The sequence below is a fragment of the Mycobacterium sp. ABE4_509 genome, assembly GCF_056160785.1.
This window is the reverse complement of sequence record NZ_JBSWXU010000008.1, coordinates 19,241-38,940: the sequence shown is the minus strand read 5'-3', so window position 1 is coordinate 38,940 and position 19,700 is coordinate 19,241. Positions and strand designations below refer to the sequence as shown.

Here is a 19,700-nt window from a genome sequence, read left to right as displayed (position 1 = left end):
TGCGCCCCTTCCCGGGATCTTGACTGCGAGAATCCGATTCTCATATTTTGTAAGCAGTCTGCTCATTTATCGCACATACGTGTGCACTATAGTCAGAGCATCACTCTCCCGAGAGTGATCTGTCAAGGAAGGCCCGCATGAACCGACCGACCACCGAAGCCGAGGGGACCGCCGCGGGCCTCGGCGCGCCCGGATCGCAGACACTGGCCCGCGGCCTCAACGCGCTGCAGCTGGTCGCCAGCTCTCCGACCGGGATGACGGTGGCGCAGGTCGCCGACGACATCGGCGTGCACCGGACGATCGCCTACCGGCTGCTCAGCACCCTGGCCTCGTTCCGGTTCGTCACCAAAGGAGAGGACGGCCGGTACCGTCCGGCGGCGGCGCTGGCAGTACTCGGGGCGTCCTTCGACAACAACGTCCGTCAGTTGGCTGTGCCCACGCTGCGCAGCCTGGCCGACGAACTCGGCAGCACGGTGTCCCTGCTGGTGGCCGAGGGCGACCAGCAGGTCGCGGTTGCGGTGATCGCGCCGACGAACGTCTACTACCAGATGTCATTTCACGAGGGCAGCCGGTATGCGCTCGACCGCGGCGCCGCCGGCATCGCGCTGCTGGCCTGCATGCCGCCCCGCCCGGGCGAGCGCGACCTCGTCCCGCAGACCCGGATGCGGGGGTGGGTGATCACCCACGGCGAGATCGAACCCAACACCTACGGCCTCGCGGTGCCGGTGCACCGCAGGCCACCGGCACCACCGACATGCCTCAACCTGATCTCGCACCGCGAAGACGTGGTGCTCAGCGGACGACCCGCGGTCGTCGAGGCGGCCCACGAATTGTCGGCGATCCTGTCCTGAAGGATCGCCGGAAGGCACGACCCACAGCGCCGACAGGCCAGCAGAGAGGAGACAGCGGTGACCGACTGGGACCACGACATCGACGTCGTCGTACTGGGCAGTGGAGGTGCGGGGCTCACCGCCGCACTGGCCGCCGCAGTCAACGGCGCCTCGGTGGAGGTGTACGAAAAAGCGGCGACGGTCGGCGGAACAACCGCCGTATCCGGCGGAATCATGTGGATTCCCGCCCACAACCGTTCGGCGACAGGCGAACTAACCGCCACGGACGCGATGTCCTACCTGCGCGCGCAGTCGCTGGGGTACATGGATGACGAGTTGGTCGAGACATTCGTGCAGACCGGCGCATCCATGCTGGACTTCGTGGAGGCCCACAGCGAGCTGGAGTTCGAGGTCGCCCAGGGCTTCCCCGACTACAAACCGGAGCTTCCCGGCGGACAGCCCGAGGGCGGCCGCTCACTGAACACCAAACCGTTCGACCTGGCCGGAATCGGCGAATGGCGGGACCGGATCACCTCATTCCCGGCCGATTTCAGCAATGTGGGGATCGACGCCGAGACCCGGGCACGCATTCACGCCGCCGTGGACGACCAGGACGGCGACTACTGCGTGGCGGGCACGTCGCTGATCGCCGGACTGCTCAAGGCGCTGCTCGACGCCGGCGTGGTACCGCAGACCGAGGCGCGCGCCGTCGAGCTCGTCGCCGACCCGCTGGGGATCACGGGGGTGCGGATCCAGCAGGGCGACAGGGACTTCTACGTGCGAGCCCGCCGCGGCGTGGTGCTCGGCACCGGCGGTTTCGAGTGGGACGAGCGTCTGGTCGAGGCCTACCTGCGCGGGCCGATGCGCGGTGCGGTGTCACCACCGAACAACACCGGTGACGGATTGCGGATGGCGATGGCGCACGGCGCCGATCTGGCCAACATGGGTGAGGCCTGGTGGGTCCCCATCGTGCAGATCCCGGGCGACACCTACGAAGGCCACCCGCGCAGCCGCAGCGTCCGACTGGAACGCACCCGGCCGCGCAGCATCATCGTCAACCGGGCCGGCAGGCGCTTCCTCAACGAGGCCGGCGAGTACAACTCGATGGCCGGTCCGTTCCAGTTCCTCGATCCCCGGCACGGGTACGCCAACGACCCGGCCTGGATCGTGTTCGACTCATTGCATCTCAAACACTACGGATTCCTCGGGGTCGACCAGGACGGCCCGATCCCCGATTGGTTCTGCCAGTCGACGGATCTCGAGGAGCTGGGCGAGAAGACCGGGATCGACCCGGCCGGGCTCGCCCGGACACTGGCGGCGTGGAACACCAACGTCGCCGCCGAGCAGGATCCCGAGTTCGGTCGCGGCGCAAGCGCCTACGACGGCTACTGGGGCGACGACAAGGCGTCCACCCAGGCCGGCAAGACCCTCGGCCCGATCGACACCGCGCCGTACTACGCCGTACCGGTGCACATCGGCGCGATGGGAACCAAGGGTGGGCCGCGCACCGATCGCGACGGACGCGTCCTGCATGTCAACGGCACCGCCATCACGGGGCTGTTCGCCGCGGGCAACGCAATGGCCGGCCCCACCGGCAAGGCCTACGGCGGTGCCGGCGGAACCCTCGGCCCGGCGATGGTGTTCGGCTACCGGGCCGGCTACGCGGTGGCCACCGGTCAATCGGCCCCCTGAGGGCTGCCCTCAGGACGCCGACATTCCCATGGCCGAGCCGACGAAGTAGGTGGCCAGCAGCGAGACGCCGATGAGCACCACCCAGAAATCGGCGAGCCGGGACAACAGTGCGGGCGCATGCCGCACTTCCATGAACTCGCGAAAGATGATGCGGACCTTGATCAGTGCGATCACGATGGCGCTGACGGTCACGGCGGTACTGGCCCGCAGCACCCCGTCCTGATCGGCGGTGTGATCGAGCCAGACGTAGATCAGGGTCAACCCGGACAGGATCGCCCAGACGATCAGCAACCTCTTGTTCGACAGCGCGCTCATGGTCACCTCACGACGTAGAGAAGGGCGAAGATCAGGACCCATAGGAAATCCACTGTGTGCCAGTACGTCGCGCCTGTCTCGATGAGCTGCTGGGAGCGGCGCTGCGGGCCGCGCAGCTGGTAGACGACGACGCCGAGCACGACGAAACCGATCAGCAGGTGCAGGAGGTGGATCGCGGTCAGGAAGTAGTAGTGCGAAAAGAACTCGTCGGTGGTGACCGTGTTTCCCCGGCCGATCTCGGCCGTCCACTCGATCACCTTCGACACCAGGAACACGACTCCGAATGAGATCGTCAGGTAGGCGCTGGTCAGCGCGGCCCGGTAGGCACCCTGGCGGGCGGCCTGCACGACCCGGGCCATCGCCCACGAGCTCATCAGCAGTGCGATGGTGTCGAAGACACCGAACCGCAGGTCGAGTTCGCCCTGCGACGCCAGGAACAGGTCCTGGTTCTGGGTGCGGGTGAACAGGTACACGCAGAAGTACCCGGTGAACAGCAGCGATTCGAAGAATACGAACATCCACATGTCGGGCTGGCCCGGAATGAATTTCGTCCGGGCGACCTCGGGGGTGTCGGCGGCGGCCGTCTCGGTCATCGGGCACCTCCCGCCGGCTGGGGCTGGTCCGCTGCCGTGGGCGCCGGGTCCGGTAACGGGCCGGCGCCGAAGTCCTCGCGCTCGATCAGCCGGCGCAACAGCATGATGAACACCACCGTGTAGATGCCGAAGACCGCCACGTTGATCCACCAGGCGATCGCGCCGTTCCATGCGAAGGCGCCGCGCTGGAAGATCCATGCCGGTGCGACGACGACCTCGGTGAGGGCGTTGCACAGGTTCAGGTAGCCGAACCACTTCGGGAAGACCCGGTTCTTGTCGATCAGTATCGCGAGCATCCACACCAGCGAGCCGACCAGGAAGACCCCCATCGTTCCGCTGAAGGACAGGAAAGCCAGGTCGTAGAGCCACACGATCAGTTCGGGATCGCGGTCGGGGCGCAACGCGGCGACGGTGATCGCGACGGCCATCACCAGCATGCCGGGTATGGCGCTCAGGGCGTACATGATCATGTACGAGTACGCGAACACCCGGCTCACCGACATCCGCAGCATCGAGTAGGCGAGCAGGGCGTTCATCGGTCCGCACATGCCGGCGACGAGGAAAACCACCGCGAAACCCGTGGTGATGCCCCAGCTGTGACCGTTGACCCAACCGGTGATGGTCTCCGTGTCCCAACCGGGGCTCGGTGGCGGCTGGACGCGGGTGACGACGAAGAACAACAGGCCGTAGAGGTTGTAGAAGACCACCATCACCACCCACGCGAACCACAGCTCACGTTTGGGACCGTGTCGCAGCTTCCACCACATCCCCGCGCCGGGCGGTTCCACGGCGACGGCGCCGCGCTGCGCTGCGGCGGTCATGCCGCCACCCGGTCCTCGGCTCGTTGCGCATGGATGGTGCGGCCGACGACCACGGCGGTGACCACGATCCACACGGCGATGGCGATGTTCTTGACCCAGAACGAGAGCAGGCCGTCCCAGGCGAACGGTCCGGTCTTGGCCAACGCGGTGAAGGCCGCCGGCATCAGGGCCACCGCGATCAGAATGTTGAAGTGCGCGAACCACTTCGGGAGCACAAGCGCGGTCTGGTCATCCCAGTGGATCGCCAGGGCCACCAGCAGACACTGGGCGATCAGGTACCCGACCAGGATGGTGAACGACACCCAGGCCAGGTCGTTGTACATCTGGGTGAGCTCCGGCGCCCGATCCGGCCGGAACGCGCCCAGCAGCCAGAACATGTTGGCGATGAGGAACATGGCCGGAGGTCCACCGGCACAGGCGATCAGGCTGAAGGTCAGGATCGGGGTGCGGTGGGCCATCCGGTGCACCTGCGTCGCCAACATCATCACGACCGGAATCAGCCCGACGCAGAACCAGTTGAACAGGATCATGCTGTACCGGATGCCTGCGGCCTCTTCGCGATAGAAGGCGGCGACCTCGTCCGCCGACATGGTCGGCGACATCGGCTGCACGAAGCCGGGGAACAGGAAGAAAGCCGAGATCCAGATGACTGCCAGCACGGGCAGTGTCCAGAACAGGATCAACTCGCCATCAGGTCGTCTCATTGTCATGCCTCTTCGCCGAGCCCTGGTTGCCGATCGGCAACTTCGCCGACGGTAGCCGCTCGGCAACCAAGGCGTCAACAATCGGCTAGCGTGGCGATCGTGGCCACCTCACCGGGCAAGTTCAGCGAGATCAGCCGCACCGCCGCGCAGACCCGGGTGCTCGACGCGGCCCTGAAGCTGATCGCCGCGCACGGGGTCAGCGGAACCTCGCTGCAGATGATCGCCGATGCGATGAACGTGACCAAGGCCGCGGTCTACCGCCAGTTCAAGACCAAAGAGGAGATCGTCATCGCGATCACCGAGCGCGAGATGAGCACGCTCGAGGACGCGGTGGAAGCCGCCGAGGCCGAAGGGCACCCGATGCGGGCGCGAGAGGTTCTGCTGGAGCGGATGATCGACCAGGCCATCGAACGCCGCGGAGTGGTCAGCGTTTTGCAGTTCGATCCGGTGATCATTCGCCTGCAGGCCGAACACGAGCCGTTCCAGCACTTCATCGAACGGCTCTATGCGGCACTGCTCGGCACCGAAGCCGGCGTCCAAGCGCGCTTCCACGCGGCCATGGTGTCGAGCGCGATCAGCGTGGCGGTCATGCATCCGCTGCTCGCCGACGTCGACGGCGATTCGTTGCGCGCGCAGATCACCGCGATGACCCGGCGGATGCTGGATCTACCGGATCAGGAGTCGGCCGGGACGACGAGTCGCTCGGCGGCGGTGTAGGGGTCGTCGCGTCCCTCGGCGACAGCTTCGGCCAGCCCCTCGAGGTGGGGGTGCTGACGCAGCAGTGACGCAGCCAGCGACAGAATCTGCGACCGGGCCCGGGCGCCTCTGCGCGCCGGGCTGTCGGCCCGATGATGCGCCTCGATCGTGTCGACGAGTTCGGCGATCCCTTCGCCACGGGCCGCGATCAGTTTGAGGATCGGCACGTCGGTCTCGGCACGGAGGTCGCGCACCGTCTGGTCGGCGCCATCCCGGTCGGCCTTGTTCACCACGACGATGTCGGCGACCTCGAGCAGCCCGGCCTTTGCCGCCTGCACGGCGTCGCCGGCGCCGGGGTTGAGGATGACCACGGTGGGATCGGCCACCGCGGCGATCTCGATCTCGGACTGGCCGACCCCGACGGTCTCGAGGACGACCAGATCGTAGGACAGCGCCGAGCACAACCTGATCGCCGCGGGCACCGCCGCGGCGAGCCCGCCCAGGTGGCCGCGGGTGGCCACCGAACGGATGAGCACATCGGGATCGTTGATGTGGGCAGCCATCCGGATGCGGTCGCCGAGCAGCGCTCCCCCGCTGTAGGGCGAGGACGGGTCGACGGCCAGCACCGCGACCCGCCGCCCCCGGGCACGGTATGCAGCCACCAGCGCACCGACCGTCGTGGACTTGCCCGCACCCGGCGGTCCGGTGATACCGACGACGGGCACGGGTTCGACGCCCCCGAGCGCGCCCAGCACCTCGTCGCGGCGAGCGCTCTCGACCAAGCTCAGCAGCCGCCCCGTCGCACGGGCCGAGCCGCCACGAGCCGCGCCGATGAGCTCATCGATGGTCACGTGACTGAGAGTACGCAGGCTGGTTCTCGCGCTGCCGCCGGTCCCTTGCATGATTGAGAATGATATTCTCACATGCCGAGAGGCATCGTCTCACTGGAGCCCGAGAGTCACCGTTTCAAGGAGGACGCAGCATGCAGATCACCGGTTGTTCGGCCCTCGTCGTAGGCGGCGCGGGCGGCTTGGGCGAGGCGACGGTCCGGCGTCTGCGCAGCGCGGGCGCCAAGGTCGTGATCGCCGACATGGCCGACGACAAGGGCAAGGCTTTGGAGTCCGAACTCGGCGTGCACTACGTGCGGACCGACGCCACCTCCGAGGAATCGGTGAACGCCGCCATCGCCGAGGCACAAGCGCTTGCACCGCTGCGCATCTCGGTGGACACCCACGGCGGCCCGGCCAGCGGTGGGCGGCTGGTCGGCAAGGACGGCTCCCCACTCGATCTCGAGGGTTTCAAGACGACCGTCGAGTTCTACCTGACCGCGGTGTTCAACGTGATGCGGTTGTCGGCGGCCGCCATCGCCAAGACCGAACCGCTCGAGGAAGGCGGCCGCGGCGTCATCGTCAACACCGCCTCGATCGCCGGCTACGAGGGACAGATCGGCCAGCTGCCGTACTCGGCGGCCAAGGGTGGCGTGCTCGGCATGACGCTCGTCGCGGCCCGTGACCTCTCGCCGCTGGGCATCCGGGTGTGCACCATCGCCCCCGGCACCATCAACACACCGGCCTACGGCCAGGCAGCCGATCAGCTCGAACAGTACTGGGGCCCGCAGGTCCCGTTCCCCAAACGGATGGGGCGCGCGAGCGAGTACGGCCAGCTGGCACAGAGCATCATCGAGAACGACTACCTCAACGGCGAGATCATCCGTCTCGACGGAGCGCTGCGCTTCCCGCCCAAGTGACGAATCCACTTCCGCTGAGAGGAAAGGTCGCGTTCGTCGCGGGCGCGAGCCGGGGCATCGGGGCCACCGTCGCGGCGGCCCTGGCCCGCGCCGGCGCAGCGGTGGCGGTGGCGGCCAGATCCGAGCACGAGGGAAAGCTGCCGGGCACGATCGGGTCGGTGGCCGCGGACATCGTCGCCGAGGGCGGCCGGGCACTGCCGGTTGCCTGTGACGTCACCAGCGAGGAGTCCGTCGACTCCGCGGTGGCCGCGGCGGTCGCCGAGTTCGGCGGCCTCGACATCCTGGTCGCCAACGCCGGCGTGCTGTGGCTGGGCCCCATCGAGTCCACCCCGCTCAAACGCTGGCAGCTGTGCCTGGACGTCAACACCACCGGCGTCTTCCTGGTCACCAAGGCAGTGATCCCGCACCTGCGGGCCCGCGGCGGCGGCTCGTTGATCGCGGTGACGACCACCGGGGTGACGATGACCGACCAGGGCGCCAACGCCTACTGGGTGTCCAAGGCCGCCACCGAACGGCTCTACCTCGGCCTGTCCACAGACCTGCGGCCCGACAACATCGCGGTGAACTGCCTGAGCCCGTCGCGGGTGGTGCTCACCGAGGGCTGGACGGCCGGCGGTGCGGGAATGCAGATCCCGCCCGAGATGGTGGAGCCGCCCGAGGCGATGGCCGACGCCGCGGTGCTGCTGGCCCAGCAGGACGCCGGCGGGGTGACCGGCACCATCCAGCGCTCGGAGTCCCTCACCCTCTGAGGCCGAACGTTTTTCGCTCTCCGGGGGTCAGGACTTGGCGATCAGGCCGTCGACGATCTTGTTGAAGTCCGCGGTGCCGAACGACACGTACTCGGCCAGGTTCGCGTAGTCCAGCGAGGCCATCACCGACTTCTCCAGCTGAAGGTTCATCAGCCGCTTGGTCGCCTCGACAGCCTGCTGGGGAAGCTCGAGGAGCTTCTTGGCGCAGGCGGTGGCCTCGGCCAGCGGGTCGCCGACGACGTGGTTGGCCAGCCCGAGTTCGACGGCCCGCTGCGCCTTGATCCGCACCCCGGTCAGCGCGAACTCCTTGGCCTGCAGCAGGCTGATCTGGCTGCCCCACACCAGCGGGCCGCCGTCGGCGGCGACGAGACCGATGGAGACGTGCGGATCGGCGAAGAACGCGTTCTCGGCGATGTAGACGACATCGGACAACGCGGCCAGGCTGCAGCCCAGGCCGACCGCCGGCCCGTTGACCGCGGCCACGACCGGGATCCGGCAGCGCACCATGCCGATCACGATGTCGCGTCCGTGTTTGATCGTCTTCTGCCGCAGCGCTTCGTCATTGCGCAACTCGTCGAGGTAGTTGAAGTCGCCGCCGGCCGAGAACGCCCGGCCCGCACCGGTGATCACCGCTGCCCGGGCGCCCGCGTCCTCGTTGAGCGCGTCCCACAGTTTCGCCAGACCGACGTGCAGGTTGTCGTTGACCGCGTTGAGGTCGTCGGGCCGGTTCAGGGTGATGATGCGCAGCGCGCCATCGGCCCGGACGTCGATCTCTTCTGGCATGTCGTACATGAATAACTAGCCTCCCAGGCCGAGAATGCGTTGCGCGATGATGTTCTTCTGGATCTGTGACGTGCCGCCCATGACACTCTGGGCGCGGCTGTACATGTAGGCGCCGAACAACTCGTCGTCGCCGGTGCCGACCGTCTTCAGCGCGGCATGGCCGACGGATTGCTCGACCCAGGTCATCAACAGTTTGTCCAGCGAGCCCTGCGGGCCGTGGGTCAGACCGTCGAGTTGCTCGGACAGCCGCCGGCGTACGTGCAACCGGAGCATCTCGGTCTGCACCCACGCCCACGCGAGTTCCTCAGGCGGGGTCCCGACCAGGCCGGACGCCATCTGGCGCACCGTCTTTCCGTATCGTGCCGAGAATCCCAGCGTCGAGGGTTCGCGCTCATGGCTGACGACCGTCATCGCCAGCTTCCAGCCCTCCCCCGGTGCACCCACCATGTTCGCCGCAGGTACCCGCGCGCCGTCGAAGCCCACCTGGCCGAACTCCTTGGTCACGCCGCTGATCATCTTCAGCGGCCGCTGCTCGATGCCGGGCTGGTGCATCGTGACGATGAATGCCGAGATGCCCTTGTGCTTGGGCACATCCCGATCCGTGCGGGCCAGCACCAGACACCAGTCGGCCACATCGGAGTAGCTGGTCCAGATCTTGTGCCCGTTGAGGATGTAGTCGTCGCCGTCACGGGTCGCCGTGGTGGTCAGCGAGGCCAGGTCGGAGCCGGCACCGGGCTCGGAGAAGCCCTGGCACCAGCGTTCGGTGCCGTTGATCATGCCGGGCAGGAACCGCTGCCGCAGTTCCTCGCTGCCGTGGTGGCTCAACCCCACGACGAGGTAGCCGAGGCTGGGCCGGGCCGGCGCACCGGCCTTGGCGATCTCCTCGTCGACGATGACGTCGTAGACCGGCGGCAGATCCTGTCCGCCGTACTCCTTGGGCCAGGAGGTGCCGAAGAAACCCGCCGCGTAGAGCGCCTGGTGCCACTCCCCCGCCTTGGCCCAGTACTCGTCGCCGGAGGTCGGGAACTTGCCCTTCTGCTCGGTCAACCAGCCGCGGAGCCGTTCCCGGAATGCGGCCTCGTCGGGTGAATCACGAAAGTCCAATGGTCAACTCCTCCAGCTCGACCGGCCAGGCCTCGGTAGCGGCCAGCACCCGGCGCAGATAGATGTGGGCGAGGCATTCCCAGGTGTTGCCGATGCCGCCGTGCACCTGGATCGACGTCTCGCACACCGTCATCGCGGCGCGCGCACAGTAGAGCTTGGCCACCCGGGCGGCCTCCACTGCCTCGGCGACCGGCAGTTCGTCGACCGCCCAGGCGGCGTGCCGCAACACGCTCACTGACCCCTCGATCAACGCGAGGGATTCGGCGAGCAGATGGGCGACCGCCTGATACGAGCCGATGGTCGAGCCGTACTGCTCCCGCACTTTCGCGTATTCGGTTGCCAGCGAATGCGTTCCGCGCGCCGCTCCGAGGATGTCGGCGGTCGTGGCGGCCAGCGCCAGGGCATACCACCGGCCCGCGTCCTGCTCGGAGAGCTCGGCGAGCTCCACGGGGGATTCGACCGTTCCGGCCAGGCTTCGGGTCAGGTCGACCGTCTCCGGCCCGTCGGCCGCGGCCGGCAGCTGGCGACCGAGCCGGCGCTGCAGGTCGTCGGTGAGCACCGGGCCCAGGTACGGGACGTCGACGAGCCCACGGGCGAGTTCCTCGGCCACGATCGCGACCTCCACGCCCGAGGCGCCGTCGGAGCGAAGGGTCCGGAATCCGGTGGCGTCCAGCGCCTTCTCGAGACGGGTCAGCCGGGCCTGGTCGTCCAGGTCGGCCACCGATCCCGGCCCGAGATCGCCGGCGAGGTCGGCGGCCGCAGCGCGTAGCTGCTGCTGCTCTTCGTTCAGACGGACGTCCATAGACGCTCCTTCAGCACTCGGCGTAGCACCTTGCCTGATGGCAGGCGCGGAATATCGTCGACGATGACGACCCGGCTGGGTCGCTTGTAGCCGGCCAGCTGATCGGCGACCAGCGTCGCCAGCTCTTCGGGCGCCACGGTGGCCGACGTCGTCACCGCGGCGACGATGGCCTCGCCGTCGGCGCCGGCCGGGACCCCGAACACGGCGCAGTCCTCGACGGCGGGATGCCCGTGCAGGACGGCCTCGATCTCGGCCGGGGCCACCTGGAATCCGCGGACCTTGATCATCTCCTTGGCCCGGTCGGTGATCCGCAGCCATCCCTGCGGGTCGAGGGTGCCGACGTCGCCGGTGCGGTACCAGCCCTCGGCGAACGCCTCGGCGGTGGCCGCGCTGGGCAGGTATCCGTCCATCACCGATTCCGAGCGCACCTGGATCTCCCCTTCGGCGCCGGCACCGACCGGCTCACCGGTGTCGAGGGACACGATGCGGACGTCCACGCCGGACACCGGACGGCCGACGGTGTCCAGCCGGGCCTGTTCTAGGTCGTTGCAGGCGATCACCGGCAACTCGCTGGCGCCGTAGGCGGTCACCCAGCGCACCCCGGTGCGGGCCGTGACCGCGTCGGCGACGCTCTGGGTGACCGGCGTGGCGCACCACATGATGTAGCGCAACGACGTCAGGTCGAACGACTCCAGCCGCGGGTGGGCCGAGAGCGCCAGCGCGATGGGCGCCACCGCCATCTCGATCGTGATCCGGTCGGATTCGATGTGGGCAAGCATCTCGTCGATGTCGAAGCGTCGGTGCAGCCTGATCCACGCGCCGGTATCGAGCGCCATCACGATGTTGAGCAGACCGAGGATGTGCGACGGCGGCGTCATCACCTGCATGCGGTCCGACGCGGACAGCCCCAGGGCCTCGCGCCAGTGCCGCACCGCGGCCGCCAGCGAGGCATGGGTGTGCCGGACGGCCTTGGGCATGCCGGTGGTGCCGGAGCTGAACACCAGTACCGCGTCGGTCGCCGGGTCGGCAGCGGGAGGGGCGGCCCGGGTGGCGGGGGTGATCGGCTCGTCGAGGTGGCGCATGGCCATCACCTCGGCCAGCGCCGGATGGTCGCCGATTGCATGGGTGAAAGCGGTCAGCGACTGCGCGTGGCGGACCTCGGCAACCTTCCACGCCGGGCTGAGCAGCACCGCGGCCGCTCCCAGCTGCCAGATCGCGCGCAGCGCGACAACGAACTCCGGCCGGTTCGACGACATCAGCGCCACCCGCGCACCGGCCTGCACGCCCCCGTCACGAAGCTCGTCGGCCATCCCGGCGGCGAGCGCGTCGAGCTCGCCGAGGGTGTACTGCCGATCATCGAAGGCGAGCGCCACTCGCTGTGTCACGTCGCGCGCGCCCTTTCCCGGTAGCGGAGGACCATGATTTGGAGAGGGCTACCGTTTGTCGGGGAGAATACTATTCTCCTATTATCAGAATGACAATGACAGACGGTGGTCAGATGGCCGCAGACAGGGGCCCGCAGTGACGGAGTTGGACGCAGAGTTGGACGCAGGCAAGGACCAAGCCGAGGGCACCATCACCATCCACCTGGACGGCAGCACCGCTTCGGTGGCGCCGAAGCCCGGCGAGACGCTGCTGGAGAGTGCCCGGCGCGCCGGGATGGGGCCGCCGTTCTCCTGTGAGGCAGGCAACTGCGGTACCTGCATGGCACTGCTCAAGGAGGGCAGCGCCACGATGCGCACCAACGACGCGCTGACCGACGACGAGGTCGAAGAGGGGTACGTGCTCACCTGCCAGGCAGTGCCTGACACTCCTTCGGTCACGGTCGACTACGACGAGTGAGCCGACTGGACCGGATCCGTCGGTGAGACCGACGACGCGGCACGGCCGATGATCGCGGCGTCCTGATCGAAACGCGGCGCCGGACGGTACACCGGGTCGTACCCCGAAATCCGGATCGAGCTGCGGACCAGCTCGAAGTCGCCGGCGGTGATGATCACCTCCGGGGCGTCCCGCAGCGCCTCGGGAAGCGTCCGGACCGCCGCGACGGGAATTCCCAGCGGCTTGAGCCTCGCTTCCCAGCCGGTAGCCGAATCGCGTGACAGCGCCGCGCTTACGGCAGCCAGGACCGCGTCGCGGCGAGCCGCGCGCTCGGCCATGGTGGTGAAGCCCTCGATACCGGCCTCCGCGGCGAACGCCGCCCAGAACGCGTCGTGGGTGATGAACAGCGCGAGATAGCCCTCGGCGGTGTCGAACAACTGGGCCGGAACGTAATAGGAGTGCGCGCCCATCGGGTATCGGCGCGGTTCAGCTCCGTCGTTGAGGAATGCCGCCGCACGGTAATTCAGCTGCGAGAGCATCACGTCGCGCAGCGACACGTCGACCTGGCCGCCGCGGCCCGAGACGATCTGGGCCAGCAGCCCCAACGCGGCCGTCAGCCCGGTGGAGTTGTCCGCCGACGAGTAACCCGGCAACGTGGGCGGCCCGTCCGGATCCCCGGTCATCGCGGCCACCCCGGTCGCGGCCTGGATGACATAGTCGAACGCCGGGTCATCGCCGCCGTCCAGCCCGAAGCCGGTCAGCGCCACGCACACGATGCGCTCGTTGAACTCACGCAACGATTCGTAGGTCAGGCCCAGCCGCCGGATCGCCGACGGTTTCATGTTCACCAGCAGCGCATGGGAATCGGCGACCAACGCTCCGAGGGCTCGGCGCCCCTGCTCGGACCGCAGATCCAGGCACACGCTCTGCTTGTTGCGGTTCAGGCTGGCGAAGTAGCTGTCGCCGACCTGCCGGGAGATCTCGCCGCCGGGCGGCTCGATCTTGATCACCTCGGCGCCGAGGTCGGCGAGCATCATCGTTGCGTACGGACCAGCCAGCATGACACCGACCTCGAGAATCCGGATACCCGCCAGCGGTCCCGAGTTGCCCACTACCGCACAGCCTTGGCGAGCTCGGCGATCACCTCACGGGTGCGGTACTTCGACGCGACGAGCTCATCCCGGGTGTCGCCGATCGGCAGCAGCCGCACCGACAGATCCGTCACCCCGGCATCGGCGAACTGCTGGAACCGCGCCAGGATGGATTCCTCGTCACCGGCGGCGCACAGATCCCCGACATTGCGGGCATCACCGCGGTCGAGCAGGCGCTGGTAGTTCGGCGACGTCTCCGCCTCGGCGAGGATCCGGTTCGCCCGCTCCTTGGCGGCGTCGACCTCGGAGTTGGCGCACAGACACACCGGAATGCCCGCCACGATGCGCGGCGCCGCGCGCCCGGCATCGGCCGCGGCCTTGGTGATCTTCGGCGCGATGTGTTCACCGATCGCCTTCTCGTCAGCCATCCACAGCACAGTACCGTCAGCGTGCTCGCCGGCGATCTGGAGCATCACCGGCCCCAGCGCGGCGACCAGCACCGGCATCGGCGACTGCGCGCCCAGCACGGTCGGGTTGTGCACCGTGAACGTGTCGTTCTCCACGTCGACGGGCCCCGGGCCGGCGATCGCGGTGTTGAGCACCTCGAGGTAGTCACGGGTGTAGGCGGCCGGCTTCTCATAGGGCAGCCCGAGCATGTCCCGGACGATCCAGTGATGCGACGGCCCCACTCCCAGCGCCAGCCTGCCGGCCGCCATGGCATGCACCGAAAGGGCCTGACGGGCCAGCGCGATGGGGTGCTGGGCCTGCAGCGGTACCACCGCGGTGCCCAGCTCGATCCGAGACGTGTGCGCCGCCATCAGCGCGACCATCGTCAGACAGTCGAAATCGTCGGGCACCTGGGGCATCCAGGCGGTGTCCAGGCCGGCTTCCTCGGCCCACTCGATGTCGGCGACCAGCTTCTTGACCTTGCGCGCCATGTCGCCGCGCTCGGCTCCGATCATCACGCCGAGGCGCATCTGAACTCCCCTTCCGTCACCATCTGACCGGCGCAAGCCGCCTCATTCGGCAGTCTGTTCGGTCAACTCGCGTACGTCACGCACCAGGTCGTCCAGCGAGGTGCCGGTCGGGAACACCGCGGCCGCGCCGGCGTCGAGCAGCTTCTGCACATCGCCCTGGGGAATGGTGCCGCCGACCACGACCGCGATGTCACCGGCGTCGGCCGCCCGCAACGCGTCGACGGTCCGGGTGGTCAGCGCGACGTGCGCGCCGGACAGGATCGAAAGACCCACCAGTGCAACGTCTTCCTGCAGAGCAATGGACACGATGTCCTCGATGCGCTGCCGGATCCCGGTGTAGATGACCTCGAACCCGGCGTCACGCAGAGTACGGGCGACGATCTTGGCGCCCCGGTCGTGGCCGTCGAGTCCGGGCTTGGCGACGAGCACCCGCACGCCCATTCAGCTCCCTCTCTTCTTCGCGCAAGCGCTCATCAGAACACCACCGGCTGCTGGAATTCGCCCCACACCGACTTCAGCGTGGCGACCATCTCGCCCACCGTGCAGTAGGCGTTGGCGCAGTCGATCAGCTTGTGCATCAGATTGTCGTCACCCTCCGCCGCGCGGGCCAGTTCGGCCAGCGCCATCTTCACCGCGGCGCCGTCGCGCTCGGCCTTGACCTTGGCCAGCCGCTTGAGCTGCAGGTCGCGGCCCTCGGCATCCAGTTCGTAGGTGGCGATCTCGGGCGCTGCCTCGTCGGTGACGAACTTGTTCACCCCGACCACCGGCCGCTCGCCGGACTCCACCTCGTGGTGGATCTTGTAGGCCTCGTCGGCGATCAGCCCCTGCAGATATCCGTCCTCGATGCAGCGCACCATGCCACCGTGGGTCTCGAGATCGTGCATGATCTCGATGATCTTCTCCTCGGTGGCGTCGGTGAGCGCCTCGATGAAGTAGGAGCCGCCGAGCGGATCGGCCACCTTGGTCACACCGGTCTCGTAGGCCAGGATCTGCTGGGTGCGCAGAGCCAGCGTCGCCGATTCCTCGCTGGGCAGCGCGAAAGGCTCGTCCCAGGCGGCGGTGAACATGGATTGCACGCCACCCAGCACCGCGGCCATGGCCTCGTAGGCCACCCGGACGAGGTTGTTCTGCGCCTGCGGGGCATACAGCGATGCGCCCCCGGCCACACAGCCGAACCGGAACATCGAAGCCTTGTCGATGGTGGCCCCGTAGCGCTCGCGCACGATCGTCGCCCAGCGCCGCCGGCCCGCACGGTACTTGGCGATCTCCTCGAAGAAGTCGCCGTGGGTGTAGAAGAAGAACGAGATCTGCGCGGCGAACTTGTCGATGGTCATCCGGCCCCGCTCGACCACGGTGTCGCAGTAGGTGACCCCGTCGGCCAGGGTGAACGCCATCTCCTGGACGGCGTTGGCGCCGGCGTCGCGGAAGTGCGCGCCGGCCACCGAGATCGCGTTGAAGCGGGGCACCTCGGCCGCGCAGAACTCGATGGTGTCGGCGATCAGCCGCAGCGAGGGCTCCGGTGGCCAGATCCACGTCCCGCGGGAGGCGTACTCCTTGAGGATGTCGTTCTGGATGGTGCCGGTGAGCTTCTCCCGCGGCACCCCCTTCTTCTCGGCGGCCGCCACGTAGAAGGCCAGCAGGATCGCCGCGGTGCCGTTGATGGTGAAGCTGGTGCTGATCTTGTCCAGCGGGATGCCGTCGAACAGGATCTCGGCGTCGGCCAGCGTGTCCACCGCCACCCCCACACGCCCGACCTCTTCGCCGTATTCGGGGTCGTCGGAGTCGTAGCCGCACTGGGTGGGCAGGTCCAGCGCCACCGACAGTCCGGTGCCGCCCTGGTCGAGCAGATAGCGGTAGCGCCGGTTGGACTCCTCGGCGGTGCCGAATCCGGAGTACTGCCGGAAGGTCCACGTCTTGCCCCGGTATCCGGAGGCGAAGTTGCCGCGGGTGAACGGATAGGTCCCCGGCGGCGGCGGGTCGGCGGCGCGGTCGCCCGGCCCGTACACGGGTTCCAGCGGAATCCCGGACGGGGTCTGTACGAGGTGGTCGACTGGGTCGGTCATCACGGGATAACGTACTTGCAAAAAATGAGAATGCCAATACCGCCTGAGGGAAAGCTGCACGCCGCAGCGGGTGCCGACGCCCGTGGCGGCCGCTCCAAACCCCGGTACACAGCGAATATGGGATTCCCGTAAAATGAGAACGGCACTATCCGGTGCCGCGATGAGGAGGCTGCGTTGTCAGAAGGGCCCACCACCAAACCAGGCCAGGCACCTTTCACCGACCGAACGCTGGTCGTGTCGGGAGGTAGCCGCGGCATCGGGCTGGCCATCGCACTGGGTGCGGCCAAACGCGGCGCCAACGTGGTGCTGCTGGCCAAGACGGCCGAGCCGCACCCCAGGCTGCCGGGCACCGTGCACACGGCCGTCGCCGACATCGAGGCCGCCGGCGGCAAGGGCGTGGCGGTGGTCGGCGACGTCCGCAAGGAAGAAGACGTCGAGCGTGCGGTGCAGACCGCCGTGGAGCATTTCGGCGGCATCGACGTCGTGGTCAACAACGCCAGCGCGATCGCCACCGAACCCACCGAAGACCTGTCGGCCAAGAAGTTCGACCTGATGATGGACATCAACGTGCGCGGGACGTTCCTGCTCACCAAGGCGGCCCTGCCGCACCTGCGCAAGTCCGCCTCGGCTCAGGTGATGACGATCTCCCCGCCGCTGAACATGAACCCCTACTGGCTCGGCGCGCACCCGACCTACACCTTGTCGAAGTACGGGATGACGTTGCTCTCGCTCGGCTGGGCGGCCGAATACCGTGACGCCGGAATCGGGTTCAGCTGCCTGTGGCCGCAGACCTACATCGCCACCTCGGCGGTGTCCAACCTCGCCGACGGCGACGATCTCGTCAAAGCGTCACGCAGCCCCGACATCATGGCCGATGCCGCAGTGGAGATCCTCGCCAGACCATCGACCGACGTCAACGGGCAGTGTTACATCGATGCCGACGTGCTCGCCGCCGCGGGCATGACCGATTTGTCGCGCTATGGCGGTGGCGACGACCCGATGTGGGATATCTTCCTGGATAAATCATGAGCATCTCTTTGCTGCTGGAAATGGCGTCCTCGACCGACCCGATGCGGACGGCCGTGGTCTCCGACGACATCCGGCTCACCACAGAAGAACTGGGCACCCTGGCCGACGGCGGTGCCGGCGTCATCGCGGCCTCCGGCGCGCAACACGTCGCCTACGTCGGCACCGGCGGGGCGATGTTGCCGCTGCTGTTGTTCGCCTCGGCGCGCGCAGCGGTACCGGTCACCCCGCTGAACTACCGGCTCTCGGCCGAGGGCCTGCGGGCGCTGCTGGACCGCCTGCCCGACCCGCTGGTCGTCGTCGACGACGAATACCGCGACGCGGTCGGAGACGGCTACCGGGTGATGGGCTCCGACGAGTTCCTGGAAGCTGCCCGCAACAGGCCACCCGGCGCTGAAATTCCAGTGTTCGCCGACCCGGATGCGGTGGCCGTGGTGCTGTTCACGTCGGGAACCACCTCCAAGCCCAAGGCCGTTGAGTTGACCCACAACAACCTCACCAGCTACGTCACCGGCACGGTCGAGTTCGCCTCGGCCGAGCCCGGCGACGCCGCGCTGATCTGCGTGCCGCCGTACCACATCGCCGGGGTGGGGGCGGCCCTGTCCAACCTCTACGCCGGCCGGAAGATGGTGTACCTGCGCCACTTCGACGCCGCGAAGTGGGTGCGCCTGGTGCTCGACGAGGGCGTCACCTCGGCCACCGTCGTCCCGACGATGCTCGACCGCATCGTCACCGTGCTCGAGGCCGAGGGCACCGAGCTGCCGAAGCTGCGCACCCTGGCCTACGGCGGATCGAAGGTCGCGCTGCCGTTGGTCCGCAAGGCGCTGACCCTGCTGCCGGCCGTCGGGTTCGTCAACGCGTACGGCCTGACCGAGACCAGTTCGACGATCGCGGTGCTGACTCCCGAGGATCACCGCGCCGCGCTGGCCGCCACCGATGCGGCGGCGGCCCGTCGGCTCGGTTCGGTGGGTCAGCCGGTGCCCGGCGTCGAGGTGCAGATCCGCGGCGAGGACGGCACGGTGCTCGGTGCCGGCGAGCCGGGCGAGTTGTTCGTCCGCGGCGAGCAGGTGTCGGGCAAGTACACCGACATCGGCTCGGTGCTCGACGAACAGGGCTGGTTCCCCACCAAGGACGTGGCCTACCTCGACGAGGAGGGCTACCTGTTCATCGGCGGCCGCTCCGACGACACGATCATCCGCGGCGGCGAGAACATCGCCCCGGCCGAGATCGAGGACGTCCTCGTCGAACACCCGCACGTACGCGACTGCGCCGTCGTCGGCGCCGACGACGGCGAATGGGGGCAGATCATCGTCGCGGTCGTGGTGCCCCGTCCGGGCGCCGAACCCGACCCCGAGGAACTGCGCGGTCACGTCCGCGACCAGTTGCGCGGATCCCGCACCCCCGACCGGGTCGTATTCCGCGATGAACTGCCCACCAACGCGACCGGCAAGGTGCTGCGCCGCGAACTCGTCACCGAACTCAACGCCCAGTCGAAGGAGCCCGCATGATCAAGAACGGCACACGGATGCAGAGCCAGGTCTGCGACACTCAGGTCATCGTGGTTCGCAGCGCCGACAGCCTCGACGACCTCCGGGCCGGAGGAGCACTCATGGTTGCGATGGGTGGCGAGGTGGACTCCTCCCTCACCATCGACCCGGCGTTGTCGGACGGCACCCTGATGGGCAAGCGTTACGTCGACGACAGCGGCGCCGAGGTGCTGGTCACCAAGGCGGGGGCCGGCACCCTCAGCATCGGGGCGACCCCGCTGACGCTCAAGGAGGCCAAGCCGCTGCCCGCCAGCGACTGAGATGGCCGGGCCGCCGACCGCATCGGCGCGGGTTTGAGGTACCTGATCGCGGTGTCGGTGATCTCCGCGGTCGCGGTGT

The 19,700-nt window shown here is 68.2% G+C and carries 22 protein-coding genes; 9 read left to right on the top strand and 13 right to left on the bottom strand.

The genetic code is table 11. The features are described from left to right. The first annotated feature begins 137 nt into the window (after positions 1-137). Together ACXAID_RS03235 and ACXAID_RS03230 are read left to right on the top strand one after the other, a co-directional pair. Entirely contained in the window at positions 138-851 is a 714-nt protein-coding gene (locus ACXAID_RS03235; RefSeq protein WP_475020740.1) for an IclR family transcriptional regulator, read from the top strand. Positions 852-908: 57 nt separating this feature from the next. Further along, entirely contained in the window at positions 909-2,522 is a 1,614-nt protein-coding gene (locus ACXAID_RS03230; RefSeq protein ID WP_475020739.1) for an FAD-dependent oxidoreductase, read from the top strand. A gap of 9 nt (positions 2,523-2,531) precedes the next feature. Here ACXAID_RS03230 and ACXAID_RS03225 read toward each other — a convergent pair whose 3' ends face one another. From ACXAID_RS03225 to ACXAID_RS03210, 4 genes are read right to left on the bottom strand one after another with little or no spacing between them, the layout of a single operon-like run. After that, on the bottom strand, positions 2,532-2,837 hold the full coding sequence (locus ACXAID_RS03225) for a cytochrome C oxidase subunit IV family protein (RefSeq protein WP_475020738.1): 306 nt from the start codon (positions 2,835-2,837) through the stop codon (positions 2,532-2,534). A gap of 2 nt (positions 2,838-2,839) precedes the next feature. Further along, positions 2,840-3,430 carry a cytochrome c oxidase subunit 3 gene (locus tag ACXAID_RS03220; RefSeq protein ID WP_475020737.1) on the bottom strand — a complete coding sequence of 197 codons (591 nt, stop codon included), beginning with the start codon at positions 3,428-3,430 and terminating at the stop codon, positions 2,840-2,842. Further along, positions 3,427-4,251 (bottom strand): hypothetical protein, encoded by an 825-nt coding sequence (locus ACXAID_RS03215; protein ID WP_475020736.1) that lies wholly within the window; start codon positions 4,249-4,251, stop codon positions 3,427-3,429. The genes ACXAID_RS03220 and ACXAID_RS03215 overlap by 4 nt, the downstream gene beginning before the upstream one ends. After that, positions 4,248-4,955 carry a hypothetical protein gene (locus tag ACXAID_RS03210; protein ID WP_475020735.1) on the bottom strand — a complete coding sequence of 236 codons (708 nt, stop codon included), beginning with the start codon at positions 4,953-4,955 and terminating at the stop codon, positions 4,248-4,250. The genes ACXAID_RS03215 and ACXAID_RS03210 overlap by 4 nt, the downstream gene beginning before the upstream one ends. A gap of 99 nt (positions 4,956-5,054) precedes the next feature. Here ACXAID_RS03210 and ACXAID_RS03205 point away from each other — a divergent pair, with 99 nt between their 5' ends. Further along, on the top strand, positions 5,055-5,672 hold the full coding sequence (locus tag ACXAID_RS03205) for a TetR/AcrR family transcriptional regulator (RefSeq protein ID WP_475020734.1): 618 nt from the start codon (positions 5,055-5,057) through the stop codon (positions 5,670-5,672). Here ACXAID_RS03205 and meaB read toward each other — a convergent pair. After that, a complete protein-coding gene (gene meaB / locus ACXAID_RS03200) occupies positions 5,630-6,553 on the bottom strand; it encodes a methylmalonyl Co-A mutase-associated GTPase MeaB (protein ID WP_475020733.1) in 924 nt (307 codons plus the stop codon). The two genes, ACXAID_RS03205 and meaB, sit on opposite strands and share 43 nt — an antisense overlap. Before the next feature lie 80 nt (positions 6,554-6,633). Here meaB and ACXAID_RS03195 point away from each other — a divergent pair, with 80 nt between their 5' ends. Beyond that, entirely contained in the window at positions 6,634-7,398 is a 765-nt protein-coding gene (locus ACXAID_RS03195; RefSeq protein WP_475020732.1) for an SDR family NAD(P)-dependent oxidoreductase, read from the top strand. Further along, the gene (locus ACXAID_RS03190) at positions 7,395-8,147 is read left to right on the top strand and encodes an SDR family NAD(P)-dependent oxidoreductase (RefSeq protein WP_475020731.1); all 753 of its coding nucleotides are present in this window, start codon (positions 7,395-7,397) and stop codon (positions 8,145-8,147) included. Before ACXAID_RS03195 ends, ACXAID_RS03190 begins: the two co-directional genes overlap by 4 nt. 27 nt (positions 8,148-8,174) lie before the next feature. Here the strand turns inward: ACXAID_RS03190 and ACXAID_RS03185 are convergent, their stop codons facing one another. Genes ACXAID_RS03185 through ACXAID_RS03170 form a run of 4 tightly spaced genes read right to left on the bottom strand, consistent with a single transcriptional unit; the run spans position 8,175 to position 12,221 of the window. Next, a complete protein-coding gene (locus tag ACXAID_RS03185; RefSeq protein ID WP_475020730.1) occupies positions 8,175-8,939 on the bottom strand; it encodes an enoyl-CoA hydratase/isomerase family protein in 765 nt (254 codons plus the stop codon). Between the two features lie 6 nt (positions 8,940-8,945). Continuing rightward, a complete protein-coding gene (locus tag ACXAID_RS03180; RefSeq protein ID WP_475020729.1) occupies positions 8,946-10,034 on the bottom strand; it encodes an acyl-CoA dehydrogenase family protein in 1,089 nt (362 codons plus the stop codon). Then, a complete protein-coding gene (locus ACXAID_RS03175; protein ID WP_475020728.1) occupies positions 10,021-10,836 on the bottom strand; it encodes an acyl-CoA dehydrogenase family protein in 816 nt (271 codons plus the stop codon). Before ACXAID_RS03175 ends, ACXAID_RS03180 begins: the two co-directional genes overlap by 14 nt. Next, positions 10,821-12,221, bottom strand: coding sequence for a class I adenylate-forming enzyme family protein (locus ACXAID_RS03170; protein ID WP_475020727.1), 1,401 nt, complete (start codon positions 12,219-12,221; stop codon positions 10,821-10,823). The genes ACXAID_RS03175 and ACXAID_RS03170 overlap by 16 nt, the downstream gene beginning before the upstream one ends. A gap of 145 nt (positions 12,222-12,366) precedes the next feature. Between ACXAID_RS03170 and ACXAID_RS03165 the strand changes: the two genes are divergently transcribed. Continuing rightward, positions 12,367-12,678: a 2Fe-2S iron-sulfur cluster-binding protein gene (locus ACXAID_RS03165; RefSeq protein ID WP_475020772.1), complete on the top strand. Its 312-nt coding sequence runs from the start codon at positions 12,367-12,369 to the stop codon at positions 12,676-12,678. On the opposite strand, the gene ACXAID_RS03160 is transcribed toward ACXAID_RS03165, so the two are convergent. Genes ACXAID_RS03160 through ACXAID_RS03145 form a run of 4 tightly spaced genes read right to left on the bottom strand, consistent with a single transcriptional unit; the run spans position 12,666 to position 16,788 of the window. Then, entirely contained in the window at positions 12,666-13,769 is a 1,104-nt protein-coding gene (locus ACXAID_RS03160; RefSeq protein ID WP_475020726.1) for a CaiB/BaiF CoA transferase family protein, read from the bottom strand. The genes ACXAID_RS03165 and ACXAID_RS03160 overlap by 13 nt on opposite strands. Beyond that, positions 13,769-14,725, bottom strand: a complete 957-nt coding sequence (locus tag ACXAID_RS03155; protein WP_475020725.1) for an LLM class F420-dependent oxidoreductase — start codon at positions 14,723-14,725, stop codon at positions 13,769-13,771. The genes ACXAID_RS03160 and ACXAID_RS03155 overlap by 1 nt, the downstream gene beginning before the upstream one ends. Positions 14,726-14,767: 42 nt before the next feature. After that, positions 14,768-15,166 (bottom strand): cobalamin B12-binding domain-containing protein, encoded by a 399-nt coding sequence (locus tag ACXAID_RS03150; RefSeq protein WP_475020724.1) that lies wholly within the window; start codon positions 15,164-15,166, stop codon positions 14,768-14,770. 32 nt (positions 15,167-15,198) lie between these two features. Beyond that, positions 15,199-16,788 carry a methylmalonyl-CoA mutase family protein gene (locus ACXAID_RS03145; RefSeq protein ID WP_475020723.1) on the bottom strand — a complete coding sequence of 530 codons (1,590 nt, stop codon included), beginning with the start codon at positions 16,786-16,788 and terminating at the stop codon, positions 15,199-15,201. Positions 16,789-16,962: 174 nt separating this feature from the next. Here ACXAID_RS03145 and ACXAID_RS03140 point away from each other — a divergent pair, with 174 nt between their 5' ends. The 3 genes from ACXAID_RS03140 to ACXAID_RS03130 are packed head-to-tail and all read left to right on the top strand — an operon-like array spanning position 16,963 to position 19,621. After that, positions 16,963-17,817 (top strand): SDR family oxidoreductase, encoded by an 855-nt coding sequence (locus ACXAID_RS03140; protein WP_475020722.1) that lies wholly within the window; start codon positions 16,963-16,965, stop codon positions 17,815-17,817. Beyond that, positions 17,814-19,322: a class I adenylate-forming enzyme family protein gene (locus ACXAID_RS03135; RefSeq protein ID WP_475020721.1), complete on the top strand. Its 1,509-nt coding sequence runs from the start codon at positions 17,814-17,816 to the stop codon at positions 19,320-19,322. Before ACXAID_RS03140 ends, ACXAID_RS03135 begins: the two co-directional genes overlap by 4 nt. Next, positions 19,319-19,621 (top strand): hypothetical protein, encoded by a 303-nt coding sequence (locus tag ACXAID_RS03130; protein WP_475020720.1) that lies wholly within the window; start codon positions 19,319-19,321, stop codon positions 19,619-19,621. Before ACXAID_RS03135 ends, ACXAID_RS03130 begins: the two co-directional genes overlap by 4 nt. Positions 19,622-19,700: the final 79 nt, after the last annotated feature.